Annotated in this window: 35 protein-coding genes; 24 read left to right on the forward strand and 11 right to left on the reverse strand. The window is 35.9% G+C overall.

The window, feature by feature from the left end:
• Positions 1-246 (forward strand): cupin domain-containing protein (locus tag ILA26_RS01665; RefSeq protein WP_292893357.1); only part of this gene is annotated, 246 nt, incomplete at its 5' end.
• On the opposite strand, the gene ILA26_RS01670 is transcribed toward ILA26_RS01665, so the two are convergent.
• Positions 239-406, reverse strand: coding sequence for a hypothetical protein (locus tag ILA26_RS01670; protein ID WP_292893360.1), 168 nt, complete (start codon positions 404-406; stop codon positions 239-241). The genes ILA26_RS01665 and ILA26_RS01670 overlap by 8 nt on opposite strands.
• Before the next feature lie 52 nt (positions 407-458).
• Between ILA26_RS01670 and ILA26_RS01675 the strand changes: the two genes are divergently transcribed.
• From ILA26_RS01675 to ILA26_RS01705, 7 genes are all read left to right on the forward strand, one after another.
• Positions 459-716, forward strand: a complete 258-nt coding sequence (locus tag ILA26_RS01675; protein WP_292893363.1) for a hypothetical protein — start codon at positions 459-461, stop codon at positions 714-716.
• 225 nt (positions 717-941) lie between these two features.
• Positions 942-1,727, forward strand: a complete 786-nt coding sequence (locus tag ILA26_RS01680) for an ATP-binding protein (RefSeq protein ID WP_292893366.1) — start codon at positions 942-944, stop codon at positions 1,725-1,727.
• On the forward strand, positions 1,717-1,974 hold the full coding sequence (locus ILA26_RS01685) for a hypothetical protein (protein WP_292893369.1): 258 nt from the start codon (positions 1,717-1,719) through the stop codon (positions 1,972-1,974). Before ILA26_RS01680 ends, ILA26_RS01685 begins: the two co-directional genes overlap by 11 nt.
• Before the next feature lie 74 nt (positions 1,975-2,048).
• Positions 2,049-3,167, forward strand: a complete 1,119-nt coding sequence (locus ILA26_RS01690; RefSeq protein ID WP_292893372.1) for a low temperature requirement protein A — start codon at positions 2,049-2,051, stop codon at positions 3,165-3,167.
• Positions 3,160-4,095 (forward strand): SAP domain-containing protein, encoded by a 936-nt coding sequence (locus tag ILA26_RS01695; RefSeq protein ID WP_292893375.1) that lies wholly within the window; start codon positions 3,160-3,162, stop codon positions 4,093-4,095. The genes ILA26_RS01690 and ILA26_RS01695 overlap by 8 nt, the downstream gene beginning before the upstream one ends.
• 2 nt (positions 4,096-4,097) lie before the next feature.
• Positions 4,098-4,685: a DUF998 domain-containing protein gene (locus tag ILA26_RS01700; RefSeq protein WP_292893378.1), complete on the forward strand. Its 588-nt coding sequence runs from the start codon at positions 4,098-4,100 to the stop codon at positions 4,683-4,685.
• 170 nt (positions 4,686-4,855) lie between these two features.
• Positions 4,856-5,104 (forward strand): hypothetical protein, encoded by a 249-nt coding sequence (locus ILA26_RS01705; RefSeq protein ID WP_292893381.1) that lies wholly within the window; start codon positions 4,856-4,858, stop codon positions 5,102-5,104.
• Positions 5,105-5,121: 17 nt separating this feature from the next.
• On the opposite strand, the gene ILA26_RS01710 is transcribed toward ILA26_RS01705, so the two are convergent.
• Complete coding sequence (locus tag ILA26_RS01710; protein ID WP_292893383.1) at positions 5,122-5,646, reverse strand: GNAT family N-acetyltransferase; 525 nt, start codon at positions 5,644-5,646, stop codon at positions 5,122-5,124.
• 2 nt (positions 5,647-5,648) lie between these two features.
• Entirely contained in the window at positions 5,649-6,326 is a 678-nt protein-coding gene (locus tag ILA26_RS01715) for a reductive dehalogenase domain-containing protein (protein WP_292893385.1), read from the reverse strand.
• A gap of 100 nt (positions 6,327-6,426) precedes the next feature.
• On the opposite strand from ILA26_RS01715, the gene argB reads away from it, so the two are divergent.
• Positions 6,427-7,293: an acetylglutamate kinase gene (argB, locus tag ILA26_RS01720; RefSeq protein ID WP_292893387.1), complete on the forward strand. Its 867-nt coding sequence runs from the start codon at positions 6,427-6,429 to the stop codon at positions 7,291-7,293.
• Between the two features lie 161 nt (positions 7,294-7,454).
• Here argB and ILA26_RS01725 read toward each other — a convergent pair whose 3' ends face one another.
• Both ILA26_RS01725 and aksF read right to left on the reverse strand, forming a co-directional pair.
• Positions 7,455-8,921, reverse strand: coding sequence for an AMP-binding protein (locus ILA26_RS01725; protein WP_292893390.1), 1,467 nt, complete (start codon positions 8,919-8,921; stop codon positions 7,455-7,457).
• A complete protein-coding gene (gene aksF, locus ILA26_RS01730; protein WP_292893392.1) occupies positions 8,922-9,911 on the reverse strand; it encodes a homoisocitrate dehydrogenase in 990 nt (329 codons plus the stop codon).
• Positions 9,912-10,094: 183 nt separating this feature from the next.
• Here aksF and ILA26_RS01735 point away from each other — a divergent pair, with 183 nt between their 5' ends.
• The 3 genes from ILA26_RS01735 to ILA26_RS01745 all read left to right on the forward strand — a co-directional run bounded on the left by ILA26_RS01735 (position 10,095) and on the right by ILA26_RS01745 (position 12,918).
• On the forward strand, positions 10,095-10,559 hold the full coding sequence (locus tag ILA26_RS01735; RefSeq protein ID WP_292893395.1) for a HEAT repeat domain-containing protein: 465 nt from the start codon (positions 10,095-10,097) through the stop codon (positions 10,557-10,559).
• A gap of 112 nt (positions 10,560-10,671) precedes the next feature.
• Positions 10,672-11,535: an aldo/keto reductase gene (locus tag ILA26_RS01740; protein ID WP_292893397.1), complete on the forward strand. Its 864-nt coding sequence runs from the start codon at positions 10,672-10,674 to the stop codon at positions 11,533-11,535.
• Between the two features lie 93 nt (positions 11,536-11,628).
• Entirely contained in the window at positions 11,629-12,918 is a 1,290-nt protein-coding gene (locus tag ILA26_RS01745; RefSeq protein ID WP_292893400.1) for a TIGR02710 family CRISPR-associated CARF protein, read from the forward strand.
• On the opposite strand, the gene ILA26_RS01750 is transcribed toward ILA26_RS01745, so the two are convergent.
• Positions 12,912-13,379 carry a MarR family transcriptional regulator gene (locus tag ILA26_RS01750; protein WP_292893403.1) on the reverse strand — a complete coding sequence of 156 codons (468 nt, stop codon included), beginning with the start codon at positions 13,377-13,379 and terminating at the stop codon, positions 12,912-12,914. The two genes, ILA26_RS01745 and ILA26_RS01750, sit on opposite strands and share 7 nt — an antisense overlap.
• A 57-nt stretch (positions 13,380-13,436) precedes the next feature.
• Here ILA26_RS01750 and ILA26_RS01755 point away from each other — a divergent pair, with 57 nt between their 5' ends.
• A complete protein-coding gene (locus tag ILA26_RS01755; protein ID WP_292893406.1) occupies positions 13,437-14,087 on the forward strand; it encodes a DUF6198 family protein in 651 nt (216 codons plus the stop codon).
• Here ILA26_RS01755 and ILA26_RS01760 read toward each other — a convergent pair.
• A complete protein-coding gene (locus tag ILA26_RS01760; protein WP_292893409.1) occupies positions 14,070-14,453 on the reverse strand; it encodes a helix-turn-helix domain-containing protein in 384 nt (127 codons plus the stop codon). The genes ILA26_RS01755 and ILA26_RS01760 overlap by 18 nt on opposite strands.
• A gap of 90 nt (positions 14,454-14,543) precedes the next feature.
• Here ILA26_RS01760 and ILA26_RS01765 point away from each other — a divergent pair, with 90 nt between their 5' ends.
• Positions 14,544-14,927, forward strand: a complete 384-nt coding sequence (locus ILA26_RS01765; protein WP_292893412.1) for a nuclear transport factor 2 family protein — start codon at positions 14,544-14,546, stop codon at positions 14,925-14,927.
• Positions 14,928-14,937: 10 nt separating this feature from the next.
• On the opposite strand, the gene ILA26_RS01770 is transcribed toward ILA26_RS01765, so the two are convergent.
• Positions 14,938-16,053 carry an aldo/keto reductase gene (locus ILA26_RS01770; protein WP_292893415.1) on the reverse strand — a complete coding sequence of 372 codons (1,116 nt, stop codon included), beginning with the start codon at positions 16,051-16,053 and terminating at the stop codon, positions 14,938-14,940.
• An 82-nt stretch (positions 16,054-16,135) separates the two neighbouring features.
• Here ILA26_RS01770 and ILA26_RS01775 point away from each other — a divergent pair, with 82 nt between their 5' ends.
• From ILA26_RS01775 to ILA26_RS01790, 4 genes are all read left to right on the forward strand, one after another.
• Positions 16,136-16,669 carry a flavodoxin family protein gene (locus ILA26_RS01775; RefSeq protein ID WP_292893417.1) on the forward strand — a complete coding sequence of 178 codons (534 nt, stop codon included), beginning with the start codon at positions 16,136-16,138 and terminating at the stop codon, positions 16,667-16,669.
• A 61-nt stretch (positions 16,670-16,730) separates the two neighbouring features.
• Positions 16,731-17,084 carry a helix-turn-helix domain-containing protein gene (locus ILA26_RS01780; RefSeq protein ID WP_292893420.1) on the forward strand — a complete coding sequence of 118 codons (354 nt, stop codon included), beginning with the start codon at positions 16,731-16,733 and terminating at the stop codon, positions 17,082-17,084.
• A gap of 9 nt (positions 17,085-17,093) precedes the next feature.
• Positions 17,094-17,972, forward strand: a complete 879-nt coding sequence (locus ILA26_RS01785) for a radical SAM protein (RefSeq protein ID WP_292893424.1) — start codon at positions 17,094-17,096, stop codon at positions 17,970-17,972.
• Positions 17,972-18,505 carry a flavodoxin family protein gene (locus ILA26_RS01790; protein ID WP_292893427.1) on the forward strand — a complete coding sequence of 178 codons (534 nt, stop codon included), beginning with the start codon at positions 17,972-17,974 and terminating at the stop codon, positions 18,503-18,505. Before ILA26_RS01785 ends, ILA26_RS01790 begins: the two co-directional genes overlap by 1 nt.
• Before the next feature lie 51 nt (positions 18,506-18,556).
• On the opposite strand, the gene ILA26_RS01795 is transcribed toward ILA26_RS01790, so the two are convergent.
• The 3 genes from ILA26_RS01795 to ILA26_RS01805 are packed head-to-tail and all read right to left on the reverse strand — an operon-like array spanning position 18,557 to position 20,316.
• A complete protein-coding gene (locus ILA26_RS01795; RefSeq protein WP_292893430.1) occupies positions 18,557-19,198 on the reverse strand; it encodes a hypothetical protein in 642 nt (213 codons plus the stop codon).
• Positions 19,199-19,209: 11 nt separating this feature from the next.
• A complete protein-coding gene (locus ILA26_RS01800) occupies positions 19,210-19,734 on the reverse strand; it encodes a TIGR00730 family Rossman fold protein (protein WP_292893433.1) in 525 nt (174 codons plus the stop codon).
• A 9-nt stretch (positions 19,735-19,743) separates the two neighbouring features.
• Entirely contained in the window at positions 19,744-20,316 is a 573-nt protein-coding gene (locus ILA26_RS01805; protein ID WP_292893436.1) for a DUF2115 domain-containing protein, read from the reverse strand.
• 66 nt (positions 20,317-20,382) lie between these two features.
• Here ILA26_RS01805 and ILA26_RS01810 point away from each other — a divergent pair, with 66 nt between their 5' ends.
• The 6 genes from ILA26_RS01810 to ILA26_RS01835 all read left to right on the forward strand — a co-directional run bounded on the left by ILA26_RS01810 (position 20,383) and on the right by ILA26_RS01835 (position 24,500).
• A complete protein-coding gene (locus ILA26_RS01810; RefSeq protein ID WP_292893439.1) occupies positions 20,383-21,027 on the forward strand; it encodes a hypothetical protein in 645 nt (214 codons plus the stop codon).
• Positions 21,028-21,085: 58 nt separating this feature from the next.
• Positions 21,086-21,553 carry a hypothetical protein gene (locus tag ILA26_RS01815; RefSeq protein ID WP_292893442.1) on the forward strand — a complete coding sequence of 156 codons (468 nt, stop codon included), beginning with the start codon at positions 21,086-21,088 and terminating at the stop codon, positions 21,551-21,553.
• Positions 21,554-21,670: 117 nt separating this feature from the next.
• Positions 21,671-22,120 (forward strand): nickel-responsive transcriptional regulator NikR, encoded by a 450-nt coding sequence (nikR, locus tag ILA26_RS01820; protein ID WP_292893445.1) that lies wholly within the window; start codon positions 21,671-21,673, stop codon positions 22,118-22,120.
• Positions 22,121-22,146: 26 nt separating this feature from the next.
• A complete protein-coding gene (locus tag ILA26_RS01825; protein WP_292893448.1) occupies positions 22,147-22,917 on the forward strand; it encodes a methyltransferase domain-containing protein in 771 nt (256 codons plus the stop codon).
• Between the two features lie 9 nt (positions 22,918-22,926).
• Complete coding sequence (gene hycI / locus ILA26_RS01830; protein ID WP_292893451.1) at positions 22,927-23,409, forward strand: hydrogenase maturation peptidase HycI; 483 nt, start codon at positions 22,927-22,929, stop codon at positions 23,407-23,409.
• The gene (locus ILA26_RS01835) at positions 23,406-24,500 is read left to right on the forward strand and encodes an ATP-grasp domain-containing protein (protein ID WP_292893454.1); all 1,095 of its coding nucleotides are present in this window, start codon (positions 23,406-23,408) and stop codon (positions 24,498-24,500) included. Before hycI ends, ILA26_RS01835 begins: the two co-directional genes overlap by 4 nt.
• The last annotated feature ends 45 nt before the right edge of the window (positions 24,501-24,545 follow it).

Raw genomic sequence — 24,545 nt, forward strand, 5'->3', positions numbered from 1 at the left:
GAAGTAAATGAAGTTGGAAGATTTGTTGAATGCATCATTCCTCCGGGTTCCTCAATAGGGCCTCATATTCAGGAAAGCAATCATGATGTCAACTATATTGTGAGTGGCGAAGGAATAGCATTTTGCGATGGTGTTGAAGAGGAATTGAAGCCCGGAGTATGTCACGTATGTCCGAAAGGCTCATCCCACAGCATGGCAAATACCGGTGATGTTGACTTGGTGTTTTTCACATTTGTCTCTAAATGATGAAAAATTCGTCACAGTATTCACAGTAATAATTATAATTGCTTTCACAGCAATTTCCAATTATTATTTCACCGTTCATTGATTCAATGGCCAATTCGTCATCGGGTTCACCATGGAATACCTTTTTCAATTCTCTCTTACATTTTGGACAGGTTTTCATATGATTTAATTATATTAACGATGAACTTTAAATATTGTTGTAGGTGTTAATTATGATGATTAATCTTGGAGCTGAATTTGGATCTCATTTGGAGTCCAGTGATGACGCAGTCGAACTGGTTGATATTTTAAATAAAATTCCAAAAGATGACTTTATCATTGATTTCAAGGAAGTCATGTTTGTTACAATGAATTTTGCACAGGCATACTATACCGCTAAGTATGAATCCGATAAAAAGATTTCAGAAATCAATCTGTCAGAGGAAGTTAGCGTTGTTATGGGTGCTGCTGACGAGGCATGCAATCCATAAATCTTTTTTTTTCTTTTTTTAAATTATTTATTGTATGAGTTTAAAATATTGTTTTGACTCTTTAAAATTGTTTTTATCTGTAACTGCTTATTTTATATACTTTTTTGACTAAATTAATTTCATTAACTTAAATGTTGTTTAAATCCGGATTTTTTCACATTCTGGTTAATTATTGAATGTTTAGGTGGTGTTTTCATAACACTTAAAAATCTGTTTGATAATTATATGGAATTTGAAGAAATTATAAATAGTAAAAATGGCGATGAAATTGATTTGAAAGACTTAAAATTTAATCCTACAGCAATTCTTCCGTTATTGTGCGAATGTAAAAACAAAAACTTTAAAGTTGACAATAATGTAAATGCTTTTGAATATTTGGAAAATATCTTAATGGAAGATATTTTGTTTTCCGGATTGCCAAAATCTAGAAACGAAAGTGATGAGGCTGATTTTCTCAGTAGATATGTCGAAAAATTGGATTCAGAATATGGAAGCTATTTTGTTTTAAGGCACATCATATCTGAGTTAGCAAATAATGTATATGATCATTCAAATATTGGTAATGTGGAAGTAGATAGCTTTATTCTTTCAAAATTTCATCATAATCATAAGAAATTAGATGTCACTGTCATTGATGATGGTTTGTCTATTCCGGGACTATTTGAAAAATCTAATGTTGATTTTGAAAATGATTATCAAGCTATTGAAAAGGCTATCGGTACATTTTCAACAGTTTCAACTACCGCATATGAACGAGGAAATGGATTACGGACTATTGTTCGTTTAGTTGCTGAAGGAAATGATGGCGAAATTTTAATTGTTTCTAGGAATGGTTGTGTGCATATAACTGGTGAAAAATATTGGTATTATTTATTGGGGGAGGAACATAAATTTAATGGGACATTGGTTTCAATTAGATTAAATAAATATGAAGTTCAAAATATTTATGAGTTGCTTGAACCTCAAAAAGTAAACAATTATAAAATTAATGGTGTTATTCATGATTATTAAACTCAAAGATGAAATAAATTCTGCTTTGGATTTTAATCAATCTGCTACAGAGTTATTTGACAAAATTAACAACTTATCTGATGAAGAGTTCATATTGGATTTTGAAGATGTTGTGTTTATTAGTATGAGTTTTGCACAGGCATATTATGCTTCCAAAAAAAGGTCTCCTAAAAAGGTCACTGAAATAAATCTTTCAGATGATGTAAATCCTATGATGGAAATGATTGAAAAGCAGCTGATGTTTTAAGCATTCTATTTTTTTTAAATTATTGTTCAGAATTTTGGAAAAAGTTAATTTATATCAATAATAAACTTTAATTCATGGAAGTAAAGGTAAAACCAGTTGAATTGATAGAATTATTTTATGACTTGATTTTTGTATATGCAATATCAAAGCTTACAGCTTTGGTTTCTGAGCCTGTCGGGGGAATTATCCCTCCATACAACTTTTTCACATACATAATCACTTCATTTGTTATTCTTCAGGCTTGGCTTTACTTTACAAATTACGTGAACCGTTATGGGGAGTGGGAGTGGCATGACTATCTGCTGGTCTGCGTTAACATGATTGCGGTAATCTATATGGCAAACACAATTTCTCCAAACTGGACCTCCATGTCATTCACGTTCAATCTTGCAATGCTCATAATGCTTCTAACGGTTGTTGTGCTTTATGCGATTCAGGCAAGAAGGGAAAACTCCCTGCAGGGTGCAGCGGGGAACTCAATAACAATTCTTTCAATTGTCTGCACAATATATCTGGTTGCTATATTGGCAATAATATTCAATTTGAATCCATTCTATGTTTTGCTGCTTGATGTTGCTGCAGTTTTGGGAGGTGCATTCCTTCCATTCTTCATCAGGGGGCACTTCGACAAGAGCATCATCAGCTTTCCGCATCTGGCCGAAAGGTTTGAGCTTCTCACAATCATCACTTTCGGTGAGGCCATTGTGGGCCTGACACACTTCTTTGATGTCAACAATTTCACTTTGATTCCGATTCTGGTTTTCTTCATAGTTCTGACAATGTTCGGTTCATATGTAATCCAAATACATAATCTGATGGAGCACATGCGTGTTGAAAGGTCTTTGAGGCTTATGTTCAGCCATTACTTTATTGTAATAAGCATCAACCTTGTAACTGTTGCTTTGGAGCTTATTCATAGTGAAGAGGTCAATCCGACATTTGCAACCGTGTTGATGATTGTTTCATTGGTGATTTTCTACATTTCAATAATGGCAAATAAGGAATATTATAAGCAAAACATTAAATTAACTAAAAAAGATATATTACTAATGGTAATGGTCACAGTTATAGGAATGGCCATTATTCTGATATTTATTTCAAACTTATATGCTTTCCTAATCGGAAGCTTGATTATAACAGTCGGCAATCTCAAGGTATTGCTGATGAAGCAAAAAAGGTGTTTAAGTGAGTGAACAAAAATTAGAAATATTTAATGTTTTGAACTTTTTAAATAGCGGTTATGAACTTGAAGATATCCTCAATGAAGGTAATTTCGGAACATTCTCATCTGCTGAGGAATGCATTGACTATTTGGTCAAGGAAGGATATCTTGAAGGTGATGTTAGTGAAGTGGCAGCTGAAGGCGGCAATGGCGCAATGACTGCTGAAGAAATATCTAAAAAATACACAGTTGCCGAACTAAAAGATATCTTAAGAGAAAACGGCTTGAAAGTCTCAGGTAAAAAGCAGGAACTTGTTGAAAGAGTATTGCCTGTATTGAATGGAAATGATGATGCTGAACCTGCAGACGACGTTAAAAAATCATATGATGTTGATTTAACTGATAAGGCACATGAATTCTTGGATGAAAATGCTTGGATTGATCTGTACATGTTTGCATTGATTCAATTCAGTTTCGAAGACTATGAAACCTATGTTGCAGGATCTTCTGCAGGAATCATTGAAACAGGTTTGAACTTCTGTGATGAAATCATCTCAAGAGCTTTAATCAACAATCAATTCCTAGTGTTCAGATTGGCATTATCCGCTAAAGCGCATGTTTATGCATATGATGGGGATTATGAATCATTCTTAGATTATGATTTGCAACATTTCATTTTAGGCTTGAATCCTATTTCACTTGATGCACAAAGCTACGCAAGCTATGAAATCATCAATGAAGCAAACATTATCAATTTAAGAAATGTGCTTGAAAAATTAGAGTTTGGCAGCTTGAAGAAAAGATTTGACAAGATTTGGAACAAGTCACATATCAAGCATGTCACCATTCCTAAAAAGACTTCTTTCAAGTTACTTAAAAGATGCATTGATGGTGCAGATATTGAAGAGCTTAACTTTGAGTTAAGAGAAAAATACTTCAATAAAAAATTCGGATTCTAATCATGAAGTCTAAAGTTGCCGGAATTGTATTTATTGTAGGCAGTTTGTACTACATTCTTGCTGAAGCCATTTCTGCAACTTTTTTCAATTCTTCTTTTTTTAATACTTACATTTTCCACACAATCTCAGAACTTGGAATTCCAAATGGAAACTCTCCATTGTTTTGGCTTATGAATTCCGCTTTTATTGTAATCGGATTGACATTACTTTTTGGTAATTTCTACAGGTTCATTGATTTTATCATTAAGAACAAAAGAATATGCTATATTTTGACCTTCATAACTTCCATTGGAGTTATAATTGTTGCATTGATTCACGGCGGCAACCCGTTGACATCAGGTTATCATACGTTGGGTGCGGTCATGGCCATTTTGGGTGGAAACATACTGCTTGTCCTCATTTCAAGGTCCATGGGTGAATTTGATTCATATCAGAAGGTCACTCTTTCCTTGGGAGTTCTTGGAATTATTGTCTTTTGGATCATGTTTTTCAGCATGGATAACATTTACATGCCTGTGCTTGAGAGGCTTTCAGTTTACACATTGATAGCATGGAGTTTTTTGACCGGTGTTTATCTTCTCAGAAATTAAAAGTTTACTTAATAATTTTATAGTTAATTTAGTTAATTATTAATTTAATCAATTATTTTTTTAAAATTATTTGCTTTGTTACAATAAAGTTACTTTCCACTTGTCAATATGTAGATTAAAGTATAAAGATTTAAATAGTTCTTCATTTAATTATTGTTTAAGGTGATATTATGGCAAACCTAGATAAAGTTATAGAAGAAGAAATTTTAGCAATTGTCGAAAAGTATCAAAAAGAAAATACAAAACTCTTGAACTACCTCATAACCGACGATGAGATTACCTTTTTCTCACCTGTTGCAAACGGTAGTCAAATAACTGCAGAAGACTTGCAAAAAGTTGCAGACATCTTAAAAGGTTCATTTGAAGGAATGGAAATTGTAAATCAAGAGTACAGATTCAAATTCAAATGTGGATTATAGGAGTCTCAACTCCTATTCTATTTTTTTAAAACAAGCTCATATAAATGAAATTTTTCTAATCCTGCTGCATAGTGGTTGATTTCAACTGTATCAATATAATCAAATCCAAATTTCTTAAAGACATTTTGAGCTCCGATATTTCCATTGATAACATCTATCCTGATTGTTTTTTGATTATTTTCAAGTGCAATACTTTTAATGTCTTCAAAAATCTTTTTTCCGTAGCCTTTACCTATGCATTGTGGATTGATTGCAAAAGTATGCACGACCATTATTTCATCAGGTTCCGCATTCAAAAGCCATTTGACGTGGCTGTAATCGTTATCGAAGGTATTGTTCAGGATTGCTGAAGAGATGATGATGTTATTTTCGCAGCATATGTACAGTTCCTCTTTTTCGATGCATTTTTTTATGAATTCTAGGTTGGGATAAAGGTCATTCCATTTGGGCCGGAAGTCGCTGTCACGGATTGACTCAATCACTTCCCGATAGAATTTCAATATTTCAAAAGCTTCTTCTGCATCGGCATTTCTTAAATACATTTTCAAACTCTTTTTAGGTATTCTTGTGTCAGCTTGCACTCGCTCATGCATTTTGTGCAGCCAAGTCCTGCTTTGTATTGGCCAATAATGTATTCGCTGCAGGCTTCGATATCGATGATGTCTGAACGATTCAATCGGTCGTTCCATTTTTGAGGATTTATTGCATCAACAGGGCATGCTTCCTGGCAATTTGTGCAGTCTTCACATTCCGAATCGGTGATTGGAACTCCAAATTCAAGTGGCATGTCGGTTAGGATGGCTCCCAATGCCACTGCTGAGCCGTATTCCGGTGTAACAAATAATGCAGATCTTCCAATCCAACCGAGACCTGATTTAGTTGCTATGGTTTTGTAAGGTAAAATGCTTAACAGTTTCTCCATGTCACATTCGTTGCGCTTCATTGTCAGAGCAAATGCATCATATCCAAGACCTTTGATGTATCTTTCGCCCTTATGGGATATTCTTGTTAACTCTCCAATCTGGCGATGAAATGACTTCCAATATTTCTCATATTCCTCTTCCTTGACTAGTTGGATGGTTTCCTTTGGAATTCTTAAAACAAGACTGATTCCATTTGGCAAATCTACAAAATCACTTGCAAGACCATTGACATCGGCAAAACCGACCTTGCTTGCACCTAAACTTATCAAGTAATCTTTAAGTTCACTCATCTCTGACATAATAATTGTTATGATTTAAGGGCATATAAATTGTTTTGTAATCAAAATTTGACTCTAAAGCTTATAAACAATTAAGTTAAATATTAAATGTAGTGATAAAATGAAAGATATTGATGTTTTAATCGAAGCTTTACCATATATCAAAAAGTTTCATGATAAAAAAATTTTAATTAAGTATGGTGGACATGCAATGGTTGATGATGAAGCAAAGTCCTCCACAGCTCGTGATACAGTATTACTCAAATATGTCGGAATGAAACCATTAATCGTACATGGTGGAGGTCCTGAAATCTCAAGATCAATGGATAAGCTCGGAAAAGAATCAAAATTCATCAAAGGTTTAAGAGTAACTGATGAGGAAACCATGGAAATCATTGAAATGGTTCTTGTAGGTAAGATATCCACTGAAATCGTATCAGAACTCATCAAACATGATGGTGATGCAATAAGCTTGTCAGGTAAGGATTCAAGTTTGATATTTGCACATAGGAAAGGTGCAAGTAAAATCGATGAGGAAGTTGTTGACTTAGGTCTTGTGGGTGAAGTTGACTGTGTAAACACTGACCTGCTTGAAATGTTTTTAGAAAACGAGTACATTCCTGTAATATCTCCTGTTGGTATTGATGTTGATGGAAACAGTCTGAACTTGAATGCTGACACTGCAGCTGGTGAGGTTGCAAGTGCTGTTGGCGCTGAAAAATTAATTATTTTAACCGATGTTCCAGGTGTCTTAAGAGACCCTAGCGATCCGTCTTCATTGATTCAGAAAATTAGAATTTCAGAAGTTCCTGGATTGATTGAGGAAGGTGTCATCACTGGTGGAATGATTCCAAAAATAGAAACCTGTGTTAAGGCTATTGAAAATGGTGTTAAGTCATGCCACATTATCGATGGGCGTAAGAAACACTCATTGCTTTTAGAAATCTTCACCACCAATGGCATTGGAACCATGATTTTTGACGATTAGAATCATTTTTTGATTCTATACTTTTTTTATTTTACTATTTTTTTATTAATTTTATAATTGCAGTAAAATTTATAAGTTTAAATCATTTTTAAAGATAATTTGTTGAATTAATGTGGTTAGAATCATTTGATTCTAGCTTCATTCTTTAAAAACTCTTTTTTTTAAACCTTAAACATTTTTCTTAATTCTCTTCTGAGCAGTTTCCATCCGTTTACTCTTGGAAGCTCTTCCAGTGCAAATATTTTTCTAGGAACTTTATATCTGGATAGGTTTTCACGTGCGTAATTGATCAATCCCTCATCGTCAGCCTCATTTTCCCAAACGACTGCAGCCACTGGAATCTCTCCTCTGTGACAGTCGTTGATGCTGAATATTGCAATTTCCTTAACTGCAGGGTATTTGATTAAAACTTCTTCCACTTCTGTTGGATAGATTTTCCATCCGCTCATTACAATCATGTCTTTCTTACGGTCGGTGATGAATAAACGGTTGTCCTCATCAAGGTATCCTATATCTCCTGTCAGGAACCATCCGTCATCAAGAAATGCTGATTTGGTTTTTTCCTCGTTTCCCCAATAGCCTTTTGCAACTGCAGGTCCCCTAAGTGCAATTTCACCTTGCTCATAGTTAGGCAAGATTTTTGAGGAGTCGTCCTCATCAACGATTTTAACTTCTGAAAAGCAAACCGGATGGCCTACACTTTCAAAACGGTCAGCTTCACGATAGTCTTCAGGCCTGATGACTGTTCCTGTTCCTATAACTATTGTTTCTGATAATCCGTAAGCGTTAATGATAGGTATCCTGTAGGTTTGGTGGAAATCCTTCCAAATCTTTTTGTGCAGTGGTCCTCCGCCTGAAATGATTTCACGAACTGCCTTCAACTGCTTTTGGGCATTGATGGTTGTTAGTGAGTGTATCACCGGTGGCATTCCTGTCAAGATGGTAACCTTCTCGTTTTCACATAGGTCAAGGTACTCATCAAGATTGAACTGCTCAATCAAAATGTAATATGCGGCAGCTCTCAATGCTGCAATCGCCCATGACAATCCCACGTGTGCCATTGGATAGATTCCCAAGAATACATCATCCTGCTTTAATGTCAACACGTCACATTCGTTGTGGATTGCTGTGAAGTAGTTTCCATGGGTGAGCATTGCTCCTTTTGGTTGTCCTGTTGTTCCGGAGGTGTACTGCAATTGGCATAGGTCGTCCCAATCGGTATTTTCCGCAGGCAGCACTTCACAGTTCTTATAACTGGATATGTTTTCTGGAATGTAGGTGTCAATGTCAATGTCCGGTGCATCATTGTCTGTAATCATAAGCTTTGCCTTGGAGTCACCTATTATGTATTCCAGTTCTGATTTTGTCATGACTCTGTTGGTCGGGATGGCTATCGCACCGATTCTCCAAATCGCAAACAGTGACAATAGATATTCCTCAGAGTTTTTTAAATATATTAGAACACGGTCTCCCTTACAGATTCCCAAACTCTTCAGGTTCCTTCCAATTTCAGAAACGATTGACAGCAGTTCGCTGGAGTTGTATTTGTCTCCAGTGCTTGGATTGTATAATACATTCTTATCCAATCTTTTTGAGTTTGCGTCTAGAAAAGTAGTGATGTTCAACATTTAAATTAACTCCTTAACGATAGCTTTTGTCACATCCATTGTGCAGGCGTCTCCTCCAAGGTCGGGAGTTCTTATCTTGCATTCGGCTATTACCTTTTCAACCGCATTTCTGATGTCATTTGAAACGTCCCATTCTCCGAGATAGTCAAGCATCATTGCTGCGGACAGTATCATTGAACAAGGGTTTGCAATGTTCTTTCCTGCAATGTCTGGCGCTGAACCGTGGACAGGTTCAAACAATCCGTTATGGTCTCCAATGTTTCCTGATGGTGCAAGTCCAAGGCCTCCGACAAGCCCTGCGCTTTCATCTGACAATATGTCTCCGAAGAGGTTGGTGGATACAATCACGTCAAAGTTTTGAGGCTGTGTTACAAGATACATTGCCATTGCGTCGACATAAAAGTCTTCGGTTTGTATTTGAGGGTAGTTTTTTGCAACATTGTAGAAGCTTTCCTTGAAAACGCCGTCGGTCTTTTTCAATACGTTGCTCTTGTGGACACAGGTGACCTTGTTCTGTTCCCTTTTGATGCATAAGTTAAATGCCACTTTTGAAATCCTATCAGATGCCTCACGGGTTATGTGCCTTTCAGCAATCATCTTCTCATCATCGCCGTACTCGACCTGGGAATATAATCCTTCGGTGTTTTCACGGACAATCACGAAGTTGATGTCATCGCGCAGGCAGTTCACACCCTTGTATGATCTTATTGGCCTGATGTTTGCATAAACGTGCAGTGCCTTTCTCAAGTTTATTATGGGGCTTGGCTGGCCAGGTGTTGATGTTGATGCTCCAAACAATACTGCATCACTTTTGCTGGCTATCTTTATTGTCTCTTCGGGTAATGTGGTTCCGTTCTTGTTAAAACAGTCAAAACCGGCTTCCCCATATTTGAAACTAAATTCCAAGTTCAGCTTGTCGAGCAGGTATTCGCATGATTCCATTACTTCGTTTCCTATTCCGTCTCCACCAATTATTGCAAGATTATACATTTAACTTCCCTTGTAAATTTTTAATATATTAATAATTTGAATGTTTAGTATATATGCAATTTTGCTTTTGAAAAAAATTTGTTCGTATGTTATCGAAATACTTTTATATATCCAAAGTTATAATATTATATAACTACATAGATAAGGGTATAAAATTCCTTATTGAATTTGCGAGGGATAAAAATGGAAAGAAGCATTGATGAATTAATCGAATTATTGAATGATAAAGACGACTTTGTTGTAGAGGATGCAGTTGGAGAATTGGAATTAAGAGCAGATGAAGCATTAGATCCATTAATTGATGCATTATCTCACAGAAAAAAACAAATCAGATTAAATGCTGCAACTCTTTTAGGAGCAATCAATGACCCTAAAGCTATTCCGGCATTAGTTGAAACATTACATGACAACAACAAATTGGTAAGAAGGGAAGCATCCACTTCACTTTCCCGTATGGGTGAACCTGCTGTTGATCCGTTAATTGAAACTTTAGAAGATGAAGACTGGAGAGTAAGAGGGGCAGCTGCATGGGCGCTTGGAAACATCGGTGATGAAAAAGCTATTCCTGCACTTGAAAAATTGCTTGATGATGAAAGCGGTTTTGTAAAACAAGGTGCACAAAGCGCTATAAACTCCATTAATAAATAAATTTTTATTTATTAATCTTCTTTTTTTTAATGAATTTCTTATAACATTGTTATTATTTTTCTTTAGTAAATATTTGAATATGGTCTTAACATAATATATACTAGGTGAAACGATGCAATATTTAACATTAAACAATGGCGTGAAAATGCCCATTTTAGGATTTGGAGTATACCAAATTCCTCCAGAAGAGACAAAACAGGCAGTTCTTGATGCAATCGATGTGGGATACAGATCAATCGACACTGCACAAAGCTATTTCAATGAAATGGAAGTTGGAGAAGCTATTGCAGAATGCGGAATTCCTCGCGAGGAAATGTTCATAACCACAAAAGTCTGGATTGAAAACTACGGTTATGAGAAATGCAGGGCTTCAGTTTTGGAATCACTTGAAAAATTGGGTCTTGATTATATTGATTTGGTGTTGCTGCACCAGCCATTCTCAGATTATTATGGTGCTTACAGAGCTTTGGAAGACCTTTACGAAGAAGGACTGATTAGGGCAATAGGTGTTTCTAACTTCTATCCTGACCGCTTGACTGACATCTGCTTATTTGAAAGAAAGGTGATTCCTGCAATCAACCAGGTAGAAACAAATCCATTGAATGCTCAATACGCTGCACAGGCAAACATGGAGAAGAATGGTGTTCAAATTGCAGCATGGGCTCCCTTTGGCGAAGGGAAGAATGGAATGTTTGCCAATGAAACATTAATTAAAATTGGTAAAAAATATGACAAGAGCGTCGCTCAGGTAATCTTGAGATGGCTGATTGAAAGGAGTGTCGTCGTTTTATGCAAATCATCACACAAGGAAAGGATGGCGGAAAACATTGACGTGTTTGACTTTGCACTTGATGAGGAGGACGTGCTGGAGATAATGAACTTGGATAGTGCTTCAAGCCTTTTCTTTGACCATGCAGATCCTGAAATCGTTGAATGGTTTGACGAGATGGTTGAAGTTGGCAAAAACAATAAATGATAGGTTTGAAACAAAAAGTAAACAGATTATGGATTGATATATTTTTTTAAAAATATATTAACTTCAATAGCATAATATTAAACAGGGATACTTATGAAAAGAAAGGAAATTGCATTATTCATGATTGTGGGTACAGGAATCAATTCAGATTCCAATGAATCCGGATATAAATTGCTTGCCCAAAAGCTATATTCAACAATTAACAAGATATATCCTAATTACGTTGTGTTTTTTGCATCAGACAAATCCAAACACACTATTAAGTATATTGAGGAATTGTTTGAGCGTGACCATGACGAGTTCATTGAGGGTGAGGATTATCAAATTGCCAATATTGAAGCGATTGATGATTTCAATGCCTGCTTTGAAGTCTTTGAGTCAAAGATATGGGAAATGGACTACCAGAGTGGAGACAAGAAGTATGAAATAATTATGGACTACACATCAGGAACAAAGACAATGTCTGCCGCAATGGCCTGCTGTGGAATGTTTTATAGCAAGGATCTGATTTCTGTTGGAGGTGATAGGGCTACCGGTGAAGTGTCTGCCGGAACCGAAATCATAAACTATCAGAACCTCTACAAGATTTACGACAAGTTTGCACTGATGAGAATCAGGAACTATTTCAATGCCCACAGGTTCATGTCATGTGTTGACATATTGGGTTACATTGTTGATTCCTCAATTCATAAGGATTCATTGATGCACCTGTGCAAGGCATATTACGCATGGGACAATATGGAATTTGAACATGCATTTAATCACTTGAAGGAAGTTGACACTAATCTTTTTGAACTTTCACAGCTTCGAGGTGACCTTAAGAAAAACATAAAGGCATTGGGAACCATTGTTAATGCCAGATCATTAAACCTGAAAAATTGCTATATTCTTGCAAGCATAATCAACAATTCAATAAGAAAGGCTGATGAATACAAGTATGACGATGCAATTGCAAGATTATACCGTTCATTTGAACTGATTGCTCAAATAAAATTGTCCAATTACAACATTAAAAGTTCAGACATCGATGTTTCAGTCCTTTTGGAAAACAATGTTTCAAAAGATTTCATTGACACACTTGAAAAGACCCTCGAAGATGGTAAAATCAGAATAGGCCTTACAATGGACTTTTTGCTTCTAAACGAGTTGGGTGACGATTTGGGTAAATACTATGTTGAAAATGAAAACAAGATCAAGAACATGACTCAAAAGAGGAACAATTCAATTCTTGCCCACGGTTTGGATTCCCAATCTAGAGATGATTTTGATGATTTCCTGGAGGTTGTCCTTGATTTGGCCCGTAAATTGGATAAAGACATGAACAAGTTTTTAAAAGAGACAGAATTCGCTAAGTTTGATATCGTATTGAAGATGAATCAGTAATTCAATTCATCATATCCCTTTGCTATATCCCTTAGCATTATCTTTAATTTTTCCTTTTCCTCATCACTGTATTTTTCAAATATCTCATTTTCTAAATTTTCAATCATCGTTTTAAATTCTTTTGTTGTTTTTCTGCCTTTGTTGGTAATTTCAACAATGTTTTTGCTTTTGTTTTCAGGATTTGGATATATTTTGACCAATTCTTTTGCCTCAAGCCTTTTCAATGCTTTTGTGACACTTCCTCCACGAATGTTCAATAGCTGTGAAATGTAGGATTGTGGCAGTTTCTCTTCTGTGTTTATGACAACAAGGAAATTTGCCTGGTTTATTGTCAAGTCAAGCTCCTTCAATTTTCTGTTTAAGCTGACAAGGCAAATGTCGTTTAGTTTCATTATCAGGAATTCGAATGGTGCCTCTTTTAAATCCTCATTGGACAAGTCGGATATGTTTCTAAATTTCATTATGATATAATATTTCCTAGGAAACATTTAAATATTTCCAAAATTAAAGTAGGTGATATGAATGTTAATGTAAAAAATATTAATAGGTATGTTATATATTTAATATCACTATTTTTCATTTCATTGGGGGCATCATTATCCATCAAGGCAAATTTGGGAACCTCTCCTCTGATTTGCATTCCATACGTCTCTAGCCTGATTTCCAATTTGAGTGTCGGCACAACATGCTTTTTCTTTAATCTTCTGCTGATTGCAATACAGATTTTGATTTTAAGGAAGGATTTTGAAAAAAGACAGTATCTTCAGATTATCATCGGAACATTGGTTTCATTTTTTATGGATTTCACATTGATGCTGGTCAATTTCCTGAATCCTACAGATTACATATCTCAGATGATTTTGCTGTTGGTAAGTTGTGCAGTGATGGCTTTTGGAATATTGCTTGAGATAAAGACCGAAGTTGTCTATCTTCCGGGGGATGGTTTCATTGTTGCAATGTCAAAGGCTTTCAAAAAGGAATTCGGTAAAATCAAGCCTTATTGTGATGTTTCATTTGTAATAATTGCAGCTAGTTTATCTTTCATATTTTTAGGATATCTTGCAGGGGTTCGTGAAGGAACCGTAATCTCAGCTATCATCATCGGACCAATCGTCAGGATTTTCAAAAAATATCTTGGAGGTTATGTCGACTTAATCATTGAGAGATAAGCTATCGGTGTAATTTTCCAAAATCTCTTTTTTAACATTTTCATTTAGCTTGCTGCATTCCAGTTCATTCAATGAGTAAACGCTCAACTCATACAATATCTTATTTGTTTTCAAACCCTTATCGGATAATTTATAATAGGTTTTGTTCCTTGTTTTCTCATCAACGGTTTCCTTTGTAATCAATCCAACCTCTTCCATATATTTCAATGTTTGGGATAAAACGTGATTGCTCAATTCCGGATTTGACTCTTGAAAGTCTGTAAAATGCTTTTTTCCTCTAAACATGTCCATCAATATGTACAAAACCCATTTTCTGCTGAAAAAGTCTAATGAGTCACTAACTGGACAAATGTCTTCAATATTCATATGACTACTTTTGTAATCTTAAATATAAATCAATTAAGTAATTTTAAAATTACAGATTCTTTTTAACTGACAATTCAAAAACAAATAATCATGAGATCTGAAATTAGTGAATATGAAGCTGTCGAAAAGGCAGCTGAAAAATTCGTGAAAAGTGTGGCTGAAGGTAACAGCAAATATGCAAGGGAACTATTCGTCGATGAAGCGGTGCTCTTCGGTTATCTTGATGGTGACTTGGAACACGGCTCCATTGAACAGTTCTATGATAATGTTGACAGCGTTGCTGCAGGCGATGAATTTAAGGGAAGAATAGATGTTCTACTTTTAGAGGAAACTTTGGCTGTCGTAAGGGTTCTTGAGGAAAGCTGGGGTGGAAGAATCGATTTCACCAACGTTTTGCTCATGTTGAAAATGGATGGCGAATGGAAGGCTGTTGCAAAAGCATACAACCAAAATTCTGAAACAATACAAAAATAAGTTGGAGGAATCAAATCCCTTCAAATAATTTGGAAACATCTTTTAATAATTCTGGAATGTCCAGCTGCTGGGTGCATATGTCCAGACAGCTTCCACATTCTGTACATGCGGATGCAGGTGCTTTTGTTGCGGTGATTGTACCGTAATTTGCATGATTTGATACTAGGGAATAAACTTTTTCACCATTGTACAGGTTAAAGAGGTCAGGTATTGGAATTCCCATTTCACACTCCTTGACACAATATCCGCAGTAGCTGCAGTCAATTGCCAAGGTCTTTTTAATTTCACGCGCCATTTTCATCAGGAATCTGTGCTCGTCACGTGTGATTGGTTTAAATTCATTAAATGTCTCGCAGTTTTCTTTCATTTGTTCCAAACTGCCCATTCCACTTAAGACGATGCTCACATTATTTTGTGAACCTGCGAATCTCAAAGCCCATTCTGCAATGCTTGCATCTGAATAATCCTGAAATTGCTCTTTAACACTATCTGCAACATTAACCAAGGTTCCGCCTTTGATTGGCTCCATCACAATTATTTCAACTCCATACTTGGCACATACTTTATGACATTTTTTGGATTGGACTGTTTGACTGTTCCAGTCAAGATAGTTTAGTTGTATCTGCACCACATCAATGATGTCGCCGTATTTCTCAAGGACTTCTTCAAGCAGGTCTGCCTTGTCATGATAACTGAATCCAATTTTTTTGGCTTTTCCTTCTTCTTTTAATTTTTGAAGGTACTCAAAGCTATTGCAGCTTTCGGCAATGTTGATGAATACATTGTTGATGTTGTGAATCAGCAATACGTCAAAGTATTCTATTCCCAAGCGTTCAAGCATAATATTTACAAGTTTGTCATTGTCCTTTTCGTTTGTAAGTAGCCATGTTGGTATCTTGTCACATATTCTAAATGATTCGCGAGGATATCTTTCAACCAAAGCCTTTTTAAGTGCCTTTTCTGATTTTTCGTCATGGTATGCATATGATGTGTCGAAATAGTCAAATCCTTGTTCCATATAGTAGTCGACCATGTCGGTGAACTCTTCCATGTCGATGGTTTTCGGGTCAGTTGCATCTGTTTGAGGAAGTCTCATCGCTCCAAAACCTAATATTGTATCTTTCATTTTTAATACCTCTATTTGATATTATGTTAATCATAAAATATAAATGTTGCAACTGTAAACAATTAATTACCTAGGTGGTTATATGAAAATTTGTGTATTGAAAGGAAGTCCGAACAGGAAAGGATCATCAAACATGCTTGCAGAAAGCTTTGTGAAAGGCGCAAAAGAGGTAGGTCACGAAATAGTTGAAATCGATGCGGCACATTCAGATATTGCTCCATGCACAGGTTGCATTCACTGCGGATATGAGGGTGAATGCATCTTAAGCGATGATATGGATGAGATAAGGGAGGAAATATTGAAGTCAGACATGTTGGTGTTTGTAACACCGTTGTACTACTACGGAATGTCTGCACAACTCAAGATACTGATTGACAGGTTCTGCTCAAGAAACTCCTCAATTCAAATGAAAGGCCTAAAATCTGCACTTTTGACAGTTGCATATAATGCCGATGATTGGACATTTGATGCGTTGGAGGCTCATTACGACACATTGGTCAGATATCTCAATCTTGAAGACTGCGGCAGGATTCTAGGTTATGGCTGTGGAACACCGTCAATGACCAAGTTTTCAAGATATCCCGACGAGGCATATGAGCTTGGAAAACGACTATAATTATATTACCTCCAGGTAAGTAGTAATTATTTATTAGAGTATCTTAAAATTTAGATAATGTATGAATGATGAAATAACTTCAACAATGGAAGAGTTGAATTTTCTTTTCAGAAAGAAATGGACAATCTGTGTGTTGACTGACCTGCATTTGGGAAGCAAGCACTTTCAGGACTTCAATAACAACCTGCCTGAAATTTCAACAAAGGTTCTGCACCAAACACTGAATGAACTTGAAGAGGCAGGATTAATCGATAAGAAAGTAATTCAGGACAAGCCAAAAACAACAGAGTACGCTCTGACTGAAAAGGGAAGGCTATCCAAGAATTTCATCAAGGAATATTACGGATATATCGCAAGCATTTCTTCAAATTCATCAGATGAAGAGGAAATTCTTAAAAGAATAATGGAATTATAGGTGTTTTAAATGCATTATACTGGAACAGTTTACAGAAACCCATATGAACCTCCTTCACCGTTGCTTGAAATAACACAGGGATGCAGTCACAACAGATGCAAATTCTGCAATATGTATGCTGGAGTGAAATTCCAACCATCTCCGATGGAATGGATTGAGGAGGATATCAAGGAAATTGCTGCATTTTATCCTGAAACAAGCAGGTTGCAGTTATTGAGTGCCGACCCATTTGTTTTAGGTTTTGACAGATTGAATGAAATCTGCGACTTGATTCACAAGTATCTTCCGAACATTGAAATCATGACAATGGCAGCTCGTGTTGATAATATTAAAGACAAAAGCGTTGAAGAGCTTAAAATCCTTAGGGATAAAGGTATTGTTGAATTGAATATAGGTGCTGAAAGTGCGGATGATGAGACTCTTAAAAGCGTCAATAAGGGATATTCCGGTCAGGACATACTTGAGCAATGCGAAAAGCTTGACAAGGCAGGAATGGAATACTGGCTTACATTTTTAAATGGAGTTGGTGGTGTGGACCATACTGAAAATCATGCATTGAATTCCGCTAAGATATTCAGTGAAGCCAATCCTACAGTTGTTGGAACTGGTGGATTAGTGTTGTTTGAAGGAACTGGACTTCTGGCTTTATATAAAAGAGGAAAATTCCATCCATTGTCAGAAAAAGGATTAATGGAAGAGTTAAAGCTATTCCTTGAAAATCTGGACCATGACGGCAGGTTCATAACACACCATACGTTTTCAATGGACTTAAACAATGGAAGTTTCAATGAGAATAAGGAAAGGATTCTTAAGGACTTGCAATATGGAATAGACAACTTTGACATGAGTCGATTGACTCAGATTAGAAATAGCAAGAGGACGTTATAATGGATATAGTAGCATTGATGGGATCACCAAGAAAACATGCAAACACCGACATGTTGATGGACGAGATGATTAGGGGAGCTGAAGAGAATGGACATAATGTCATCAAGCATTACATTAGTGATTTGGATGTTCATCCATGCAAGGGATGTGGAGTGTGCACAACAGGCAGGGACTGTGTTTTTAAGGATGACGGACTTGAGGTCACTCACCAGATTGCAAAGGCTGAAGGCTTGATTGTTGGAACACCGATTTATTTCGGTCAGATGACTGGCGAGCTAAAAGTCCTTCTTGACAGGCTTTTCGGAATAACAAACAATCCGTTCATTCCAATGTCCGGCAAGGTAGCTTTGATTTTCACTCATTTGGGGCCTGAAGGATATTATGACTCATACATCGAGCTTGCCAAAATACAGCCGTTTCAAATGAACATGCACTATGAGATTGTTGACGTTCTGGTTGCTGGAAGCCTGGGTGATGTTAGAAACCAGCCAAATAAATTCATAGAAGCATTTGAAATCGGTAAAAAATTTTAATTAAAAATAAGTTAAAAGCAGTTATTGCTTTTAAAAACATTCTTTCTATTTTTATTTTAATACAATAACATCATCAATCATTTCAATCATGATTTGGTTGATTGGATTTTTTAAGGATAACGGATGTTCCTTTTGATAATCTAGGGCAAATGGCATGATTCTGAAACTGGACATGCATTGGTCAGTGGACCTTAGTGCAAAATATGCCTTGTAATCTCCATCGATTATGTTTATCATCAATCCAAAATCGTCAGTCTTTTTAGGAGCTGCAATGCCCTCTTCGGCATAAACCCTGAACTTTTTAACGGCGTCTGCAGTGATAAGTGCATATTCCACCATGTACTCATATTCATCCTCATCCAGGTCGTAGTCATCATATTCTATGATTTCGTTGCATTCCTCATCCGGAACAAACAGGTTTGAGGCACAGTAACCCAATGAGATGTATATTCCGTCATGGTCCAATGCCTTTGATATGATGTCAAAATATAGGTTGTCAAGAGGCTGGGACTTGTACATGTTTCCCAAAATCTCAGGAACCGTGTGTGCAAGGCCGCTTTCATCAATGACTGTGCAATAGAAATGTTCCTCTCCAAGATATCCTGCGGTTGCCGCTTTTTCTATGGTCTTTTTAATGTCAATGTTGTTGGCATTTTCTATTCTTTTGGCTATTTCAAGGGTTTTTTCAGTCATTTTCCCACCGTTTATAATATTTCAAAAATCTCGTCTATTGTGTCTGCCACCTTAAAGAGTTCCTCTTGCTTGTAGAGGAATCCCTTGTCTCCCATCTCATCAATCATTTTAATCATTGTGTCATAGAAGTGGTTTATGTTGAAGATTATGATTTCCTTGTCGTGCTGCTTTAGTTTGCGAAGAGTTATTATTTCAAAAAACTCGTCAAGGGTTCCGATTCCTCCAGGTGAGATGATAAATGCATCTGAATTTTCAAGGAACTTGTTTTTCCGCTCATCCATTGAATCTACATAGATGAACTTGCTGCATTCCTCACATAGAGGTTCAAAGTTTCCAATCCATTCCGGAGCTATTCCAATTGATTTTCCTCCGTTGTCATGAACTCCTTTTGCACATGCTCCCATCATTCCGGTGTCTCCTCCACCAAAAACAAGGGCATGGTCGTTTTCAGCAATCTTGCAGCCTAACTCATATGCTGCATCGGTATAAATTGAATCTATTTTTCTGCTTCCAGATCCATATAAACAAATATTCATGTAATCACTCTAAATGTCGGGGGTTTGCTCCGCAAGGCATAAATGGCAAATCGCATTAACGTTGTCTTTCTGGTTATCTTTTACTGGGCAGAAGAAATCTCCATTTCTTTCCTCAACAAATAAACTTCCTGGGAATTCACTTCCCACAGGATGAATAGGTTCCTCCAGGATGAAGGTTGTATATAATGCAGTAATGACATAAATCAAGGGGAATTTATCATCTTCTGCATTGTCTAACCTTTCCTTCTCAAAGGTTCTCTCAAGCATTGGAAATGATGTGTCGAAGGAGGTTTTGTCAATTGCAGTGTTGACATAATCGTCTTTTTCCTTGACTTCCTTCATGCGCATTATAAAGTATTTTATGTAAACTTTCAGGTATTTTTCACGGTAATTTTTCTGAACAAACTCTCCGTCCTTTCTCATGCGTGCTGTAGCCATCATTAAATCCTGCACTGAAATGATACGAGCATATTTTTTAAGGATATCCATCAGCTCGTCTTTCATTATTTTATCGTTTAAAGATAATTCTTTAAGTTCATTTAATATGTCTTCAACTTCCATGATGTTATTATAAAATTCCATGAATAAATACTTTTAACAATAACTATTTAAGAATAATAATTTAAACAATGTATTAGGTAGATTGATATGACAGATGAATTTATGGAAATTTCAAAAGAAGATATTGAAAATGTTGAAAATGCATTAAAGGTTAATTCCGATTATAAATTAAACAATACCAAATTCGATGTTAAATCATTTGAAAAAGGCCAAGACATTGTTTTGACTCAGTATGTGGCCAATGTTGAAAATGAGCTGGTCTTCAGCACAAAGGAAGAGAACGGCAAGTATTATATTTCAGAAACCTTTGGAATATTCATCGACAACATAATCAACGGTAGCGTTTCACGTGATGTCTTCCAGTCTGTCAGCGATTATTTCCACAATGTTATTGATAATCCCAATGAGAACTTTGAGGATGAAAAGGAAGAGCTTATCAATTTCTTGCTCTTGACTGAAGAGTATGATGAGGAAGATTTGAAAGAGGAATTGGACCCTTATAAAATCAGGGAAGATTATAAAAAAGATTACAACATGATTTATTCCGACGAATCATTGAATAGGGTTCAGAAAAGCCTTGCCCTAAAGGAACTGGTGCACATGTCAATTTGCCAAGTTGTCAATGATCTTGACCTGTTTTTCACAAGACCTTATGACTTGACCCCTGAGGAAAATGCCGAAAAGAACCGTCAGGAAGCTAAGGCATTGGAAAACGAATTGCAGTTAGGATAAACATTAAGTAATATTAAATGAATAAATATTATTATAAAAATTAAATTTCACTGATTATATGATAAACATTACTAGAAACGAAGAAGTTGTTTTAAATCAAATAAAGATTTATGCCGTTGAATATCCTGATGGCGTTCCGATTAACATCTTAAGGAAGGAATTAGGATTTCATGAGTATGATTTAGTTCAAATTTTAGAAGAGCTTCAGGATAAGGATTTACTTATTTTTAAGGACAATAAGGCCAGTTTATCTGACAGTGAAAAAGAGATCAACACTGTTAATTCCAAAAAGGATGTTGAGGAACTTGAATTGGACAGGAAGGAAAAGGCATCCTATGAATTAATCAAGGAATTGGTCGATGACAAGAATCTCATTTCTAAATATACATTAGAAGGTCATTTGTTGTATGGGGATTTGGAAATCAGCAATTTCAGGATGTACCATATCATATTGTCTCTTCAAAACAAGGGGCTTTTAAAATCCATTAATAAGGATGACGAGGAATATTATCTTCTTGTTGAATAATATTTTTTACAAAATTTTTATTAATGCAGTAATATTTTTTTTTAAGTTAATCATAATATTTATATAACTAAATAACCATAAATATTAGTATATTATTAAACTTTTGATGTGTTTATCATGATGAGAATAAGTATGTCTTTGCCAAAAAAATTATTATCTGATTTTGATGAAGTCTTAAAGGAAAGAGGGTATCAGTCTCGTTCAAAAGGAATTCGTGATGCTCTTCAAGATTACATTGTAAGGTACCAATGGATGAATTCAATGGAAGGACAAAGAATTGGTATTGTAACAATTATCTATGACCACCATTACACAGGAGTAATGGAAAACCTAGCAGAAATTCAACACAGTTTCAGAAATGAAATCAATACAAGCATGCACATCCACATGACTGATAAATACTGTATGGAAATTGTTGTCGTAAATGGGGATATCGCAGAAATCCGTGATTTGACTGAAAGAATAATGAGACTCAAAGGTGTTGAACACGTTAAATTAACAAGTACTGCAAACGGAGAAGAATTTAGTGAACCTGGTCACTCACATGACCATCCACACTCTCATTAAATTCTTTTATTTATCTTTTTTTTACTATGAAATTCAGAACCACTCCATATCATTCACATTTACTAAATGACACGGATAGATTATCTGTCTTTTATGAAGCCATTAATGAATGTGATTTAGACAATAAAGAATTGGCATATGATTTGGGATGTGGAAGTGGAGTTCTTTCCTATTTTTTAACAGATCATTTCGATGAGATAATATCTCTTGAAATAGACAAAAAGACATTCAATTGCGCAAAGGAAAATCTGGCAGATTTTGATAATGTCGAGGTAGTCAACAGTGACGTTTTGGATTATGAATTCACAAAAAAGGCAGATTTGATAGTCTGTGAAATGCTTGACACCGCACTTATTGACGAGGAGGAAGTTCCGGTTTTGAACTATGCAAAAAGATTCCTCAAGGAAGATGGAAAAATCATACCTCAGGGAATAATCAATACGGTTGAGCTTGCACATCTTGAAAGGCATTACCTGCACTGGGATGAGGGCGTTAACTATGAAACCCTTTCAAAGACCGTAGTGTATGATGAAATCAATTTTTTGGATGACATTGAACCTGACTTCAAGATTAATCTTAAATTGAAAGCGGAGAATGATGCGCTTTTGAATGGATTGAAAATCACCACATACACAAAACTCAGCGATGAAATAATTGCCGGACCTATGCCTATGTTAAACCCGCCATTATTAATCCCATTGGAAGAGAGACACATAAAGCAAAATGACTTTATAAATGTAGAACTAAAATATATTATGGGAAATGGGATTGAAAGTATTCAAACAAAATATTTATAGGTGAAAAATATGTCCTTTGAATCTCAATTGAGCAATTTTTTAAAAGATTGTGAGAAATTAATTGTATTAGGTGTAGGTAATGAGCTTAAAAGTGATGATGGTGTAGGGCCATTCATTATTAATAAGTTAAAAGCAGAAAATATCGAAAATAAAAACTTATTATTCATTGATGCTCAGACAGTGCCTGAAAACTTCACAGGTAAGATAAGAAAAGAAAAACCTACTCATCTGATAATTGTTGATGCATGTCTAATGGATTCCGATCCAGGGGATATGCAGATTGTAAACAAGTATGAATTTGCTGACATTGGAATTTCAACCCATTCAATGTCTTTGTCTTTCTTTGTCAGATATCTGGAAAAAGACACAGACTTTAGAATAATTTTTGTTGGAATCGAACCAAAAACAATGGATTTTGGAAATGCACCGACACCTAAGGTCCAAGAGGCCGCTGATAAATTTATAGAAACTTTAAAGGGAATAATATTATGAAATTATTATTTATAGGTTCAAGATTATATGATGACATTGATTGGTATGTTAGAAGCAAAGGCATAGAAAGCGTTCTGACAGAATCCAATGAGAACGCTATCAATTTGGATTTGCCTGATCAGGTATTTATCGTTCCTCGAGGAATGGATGGTCCAAAACAGGTTGCATTGATGCAAAAGGTTGATGCGATTGTGCCCCTGATAGGTATTGATCCGCCATTGATAGATGTTGCCCGTATGAAGGAGGAAGTTGAAGAGGAATACGGAATACCTGTTATCGCTGCAGGGGTTCGTGCTGTTGAGTTAACTTCCAATAAAATCAAAACCAAGGCGTTTTATGATGAGATTGGTGTTGTCACTCCAAACTATCAAATACTGAACAGCCCTGAGGAATTAACCTTGGATTTCCCTGTTGTTTTAAAGCAAGGCGAGGGACAAGGTGGAAAGGACATTAAGGTGGCTAAGTCAATTGAAGATGTTGAAGAGTACTTCACCGAGTTTGACCAAGCGTTATGTGAAGAGTTCGTTGAAGGATCTGAAATCTCAATTGAAGTGTTAGGATTCAATGGCGAATATGTTGCATTGCCTCCAATCTATAAGGGTGAGACAACAATTGAAGGAACTCATCCGTTGAACAAGGTCAAGACAGGTCCTTGTATGGTCAGTGGACTGGACAATAACCTGGTGCAGCACACTGCTTATAAGGTGGCTAAAAATCTTGCATCCGATGGAATTTTTGAAATGGACTTCATGTATTCTGCCAAAAAAGACCAATTGTATGCAATTGAGGTCAATACCCGTCCGAACGGAACAAGATACTTGACAACTGCAACATGCGGAGTTAATTCATTATGTGAACTGGTTGACATGGCTATTGGCGAGTTCAGTTTATCCAATATTTCAGATAAATTAAAATATTTTTACTCAACTGAAATACCTATTGGAAATTATGAGGGTCCTGCTCCAAACGAGCCTGTAAAATCATTTGAGGATAATGATTTTGTTGTTCATGGTCCTGCAGGTTACCAAAGGGTCACAGCAAGAGCTGAATCAAAAGAAGAGCTTGAAAAATTAGTTGATAAATTAACTTAAATCTGTGTTATAAGTTATCATTATATACTATTATCAATAGATATT

Origin of the sequence: Methanobrevibacter sp. (assembly GCF_017940815.1) — an archaeon.
Lineage (GTDB): Archaea > Methanobacteriota > Methanobacteria > Methanobacteriales > Methanobacteriaceae > Methanocatella.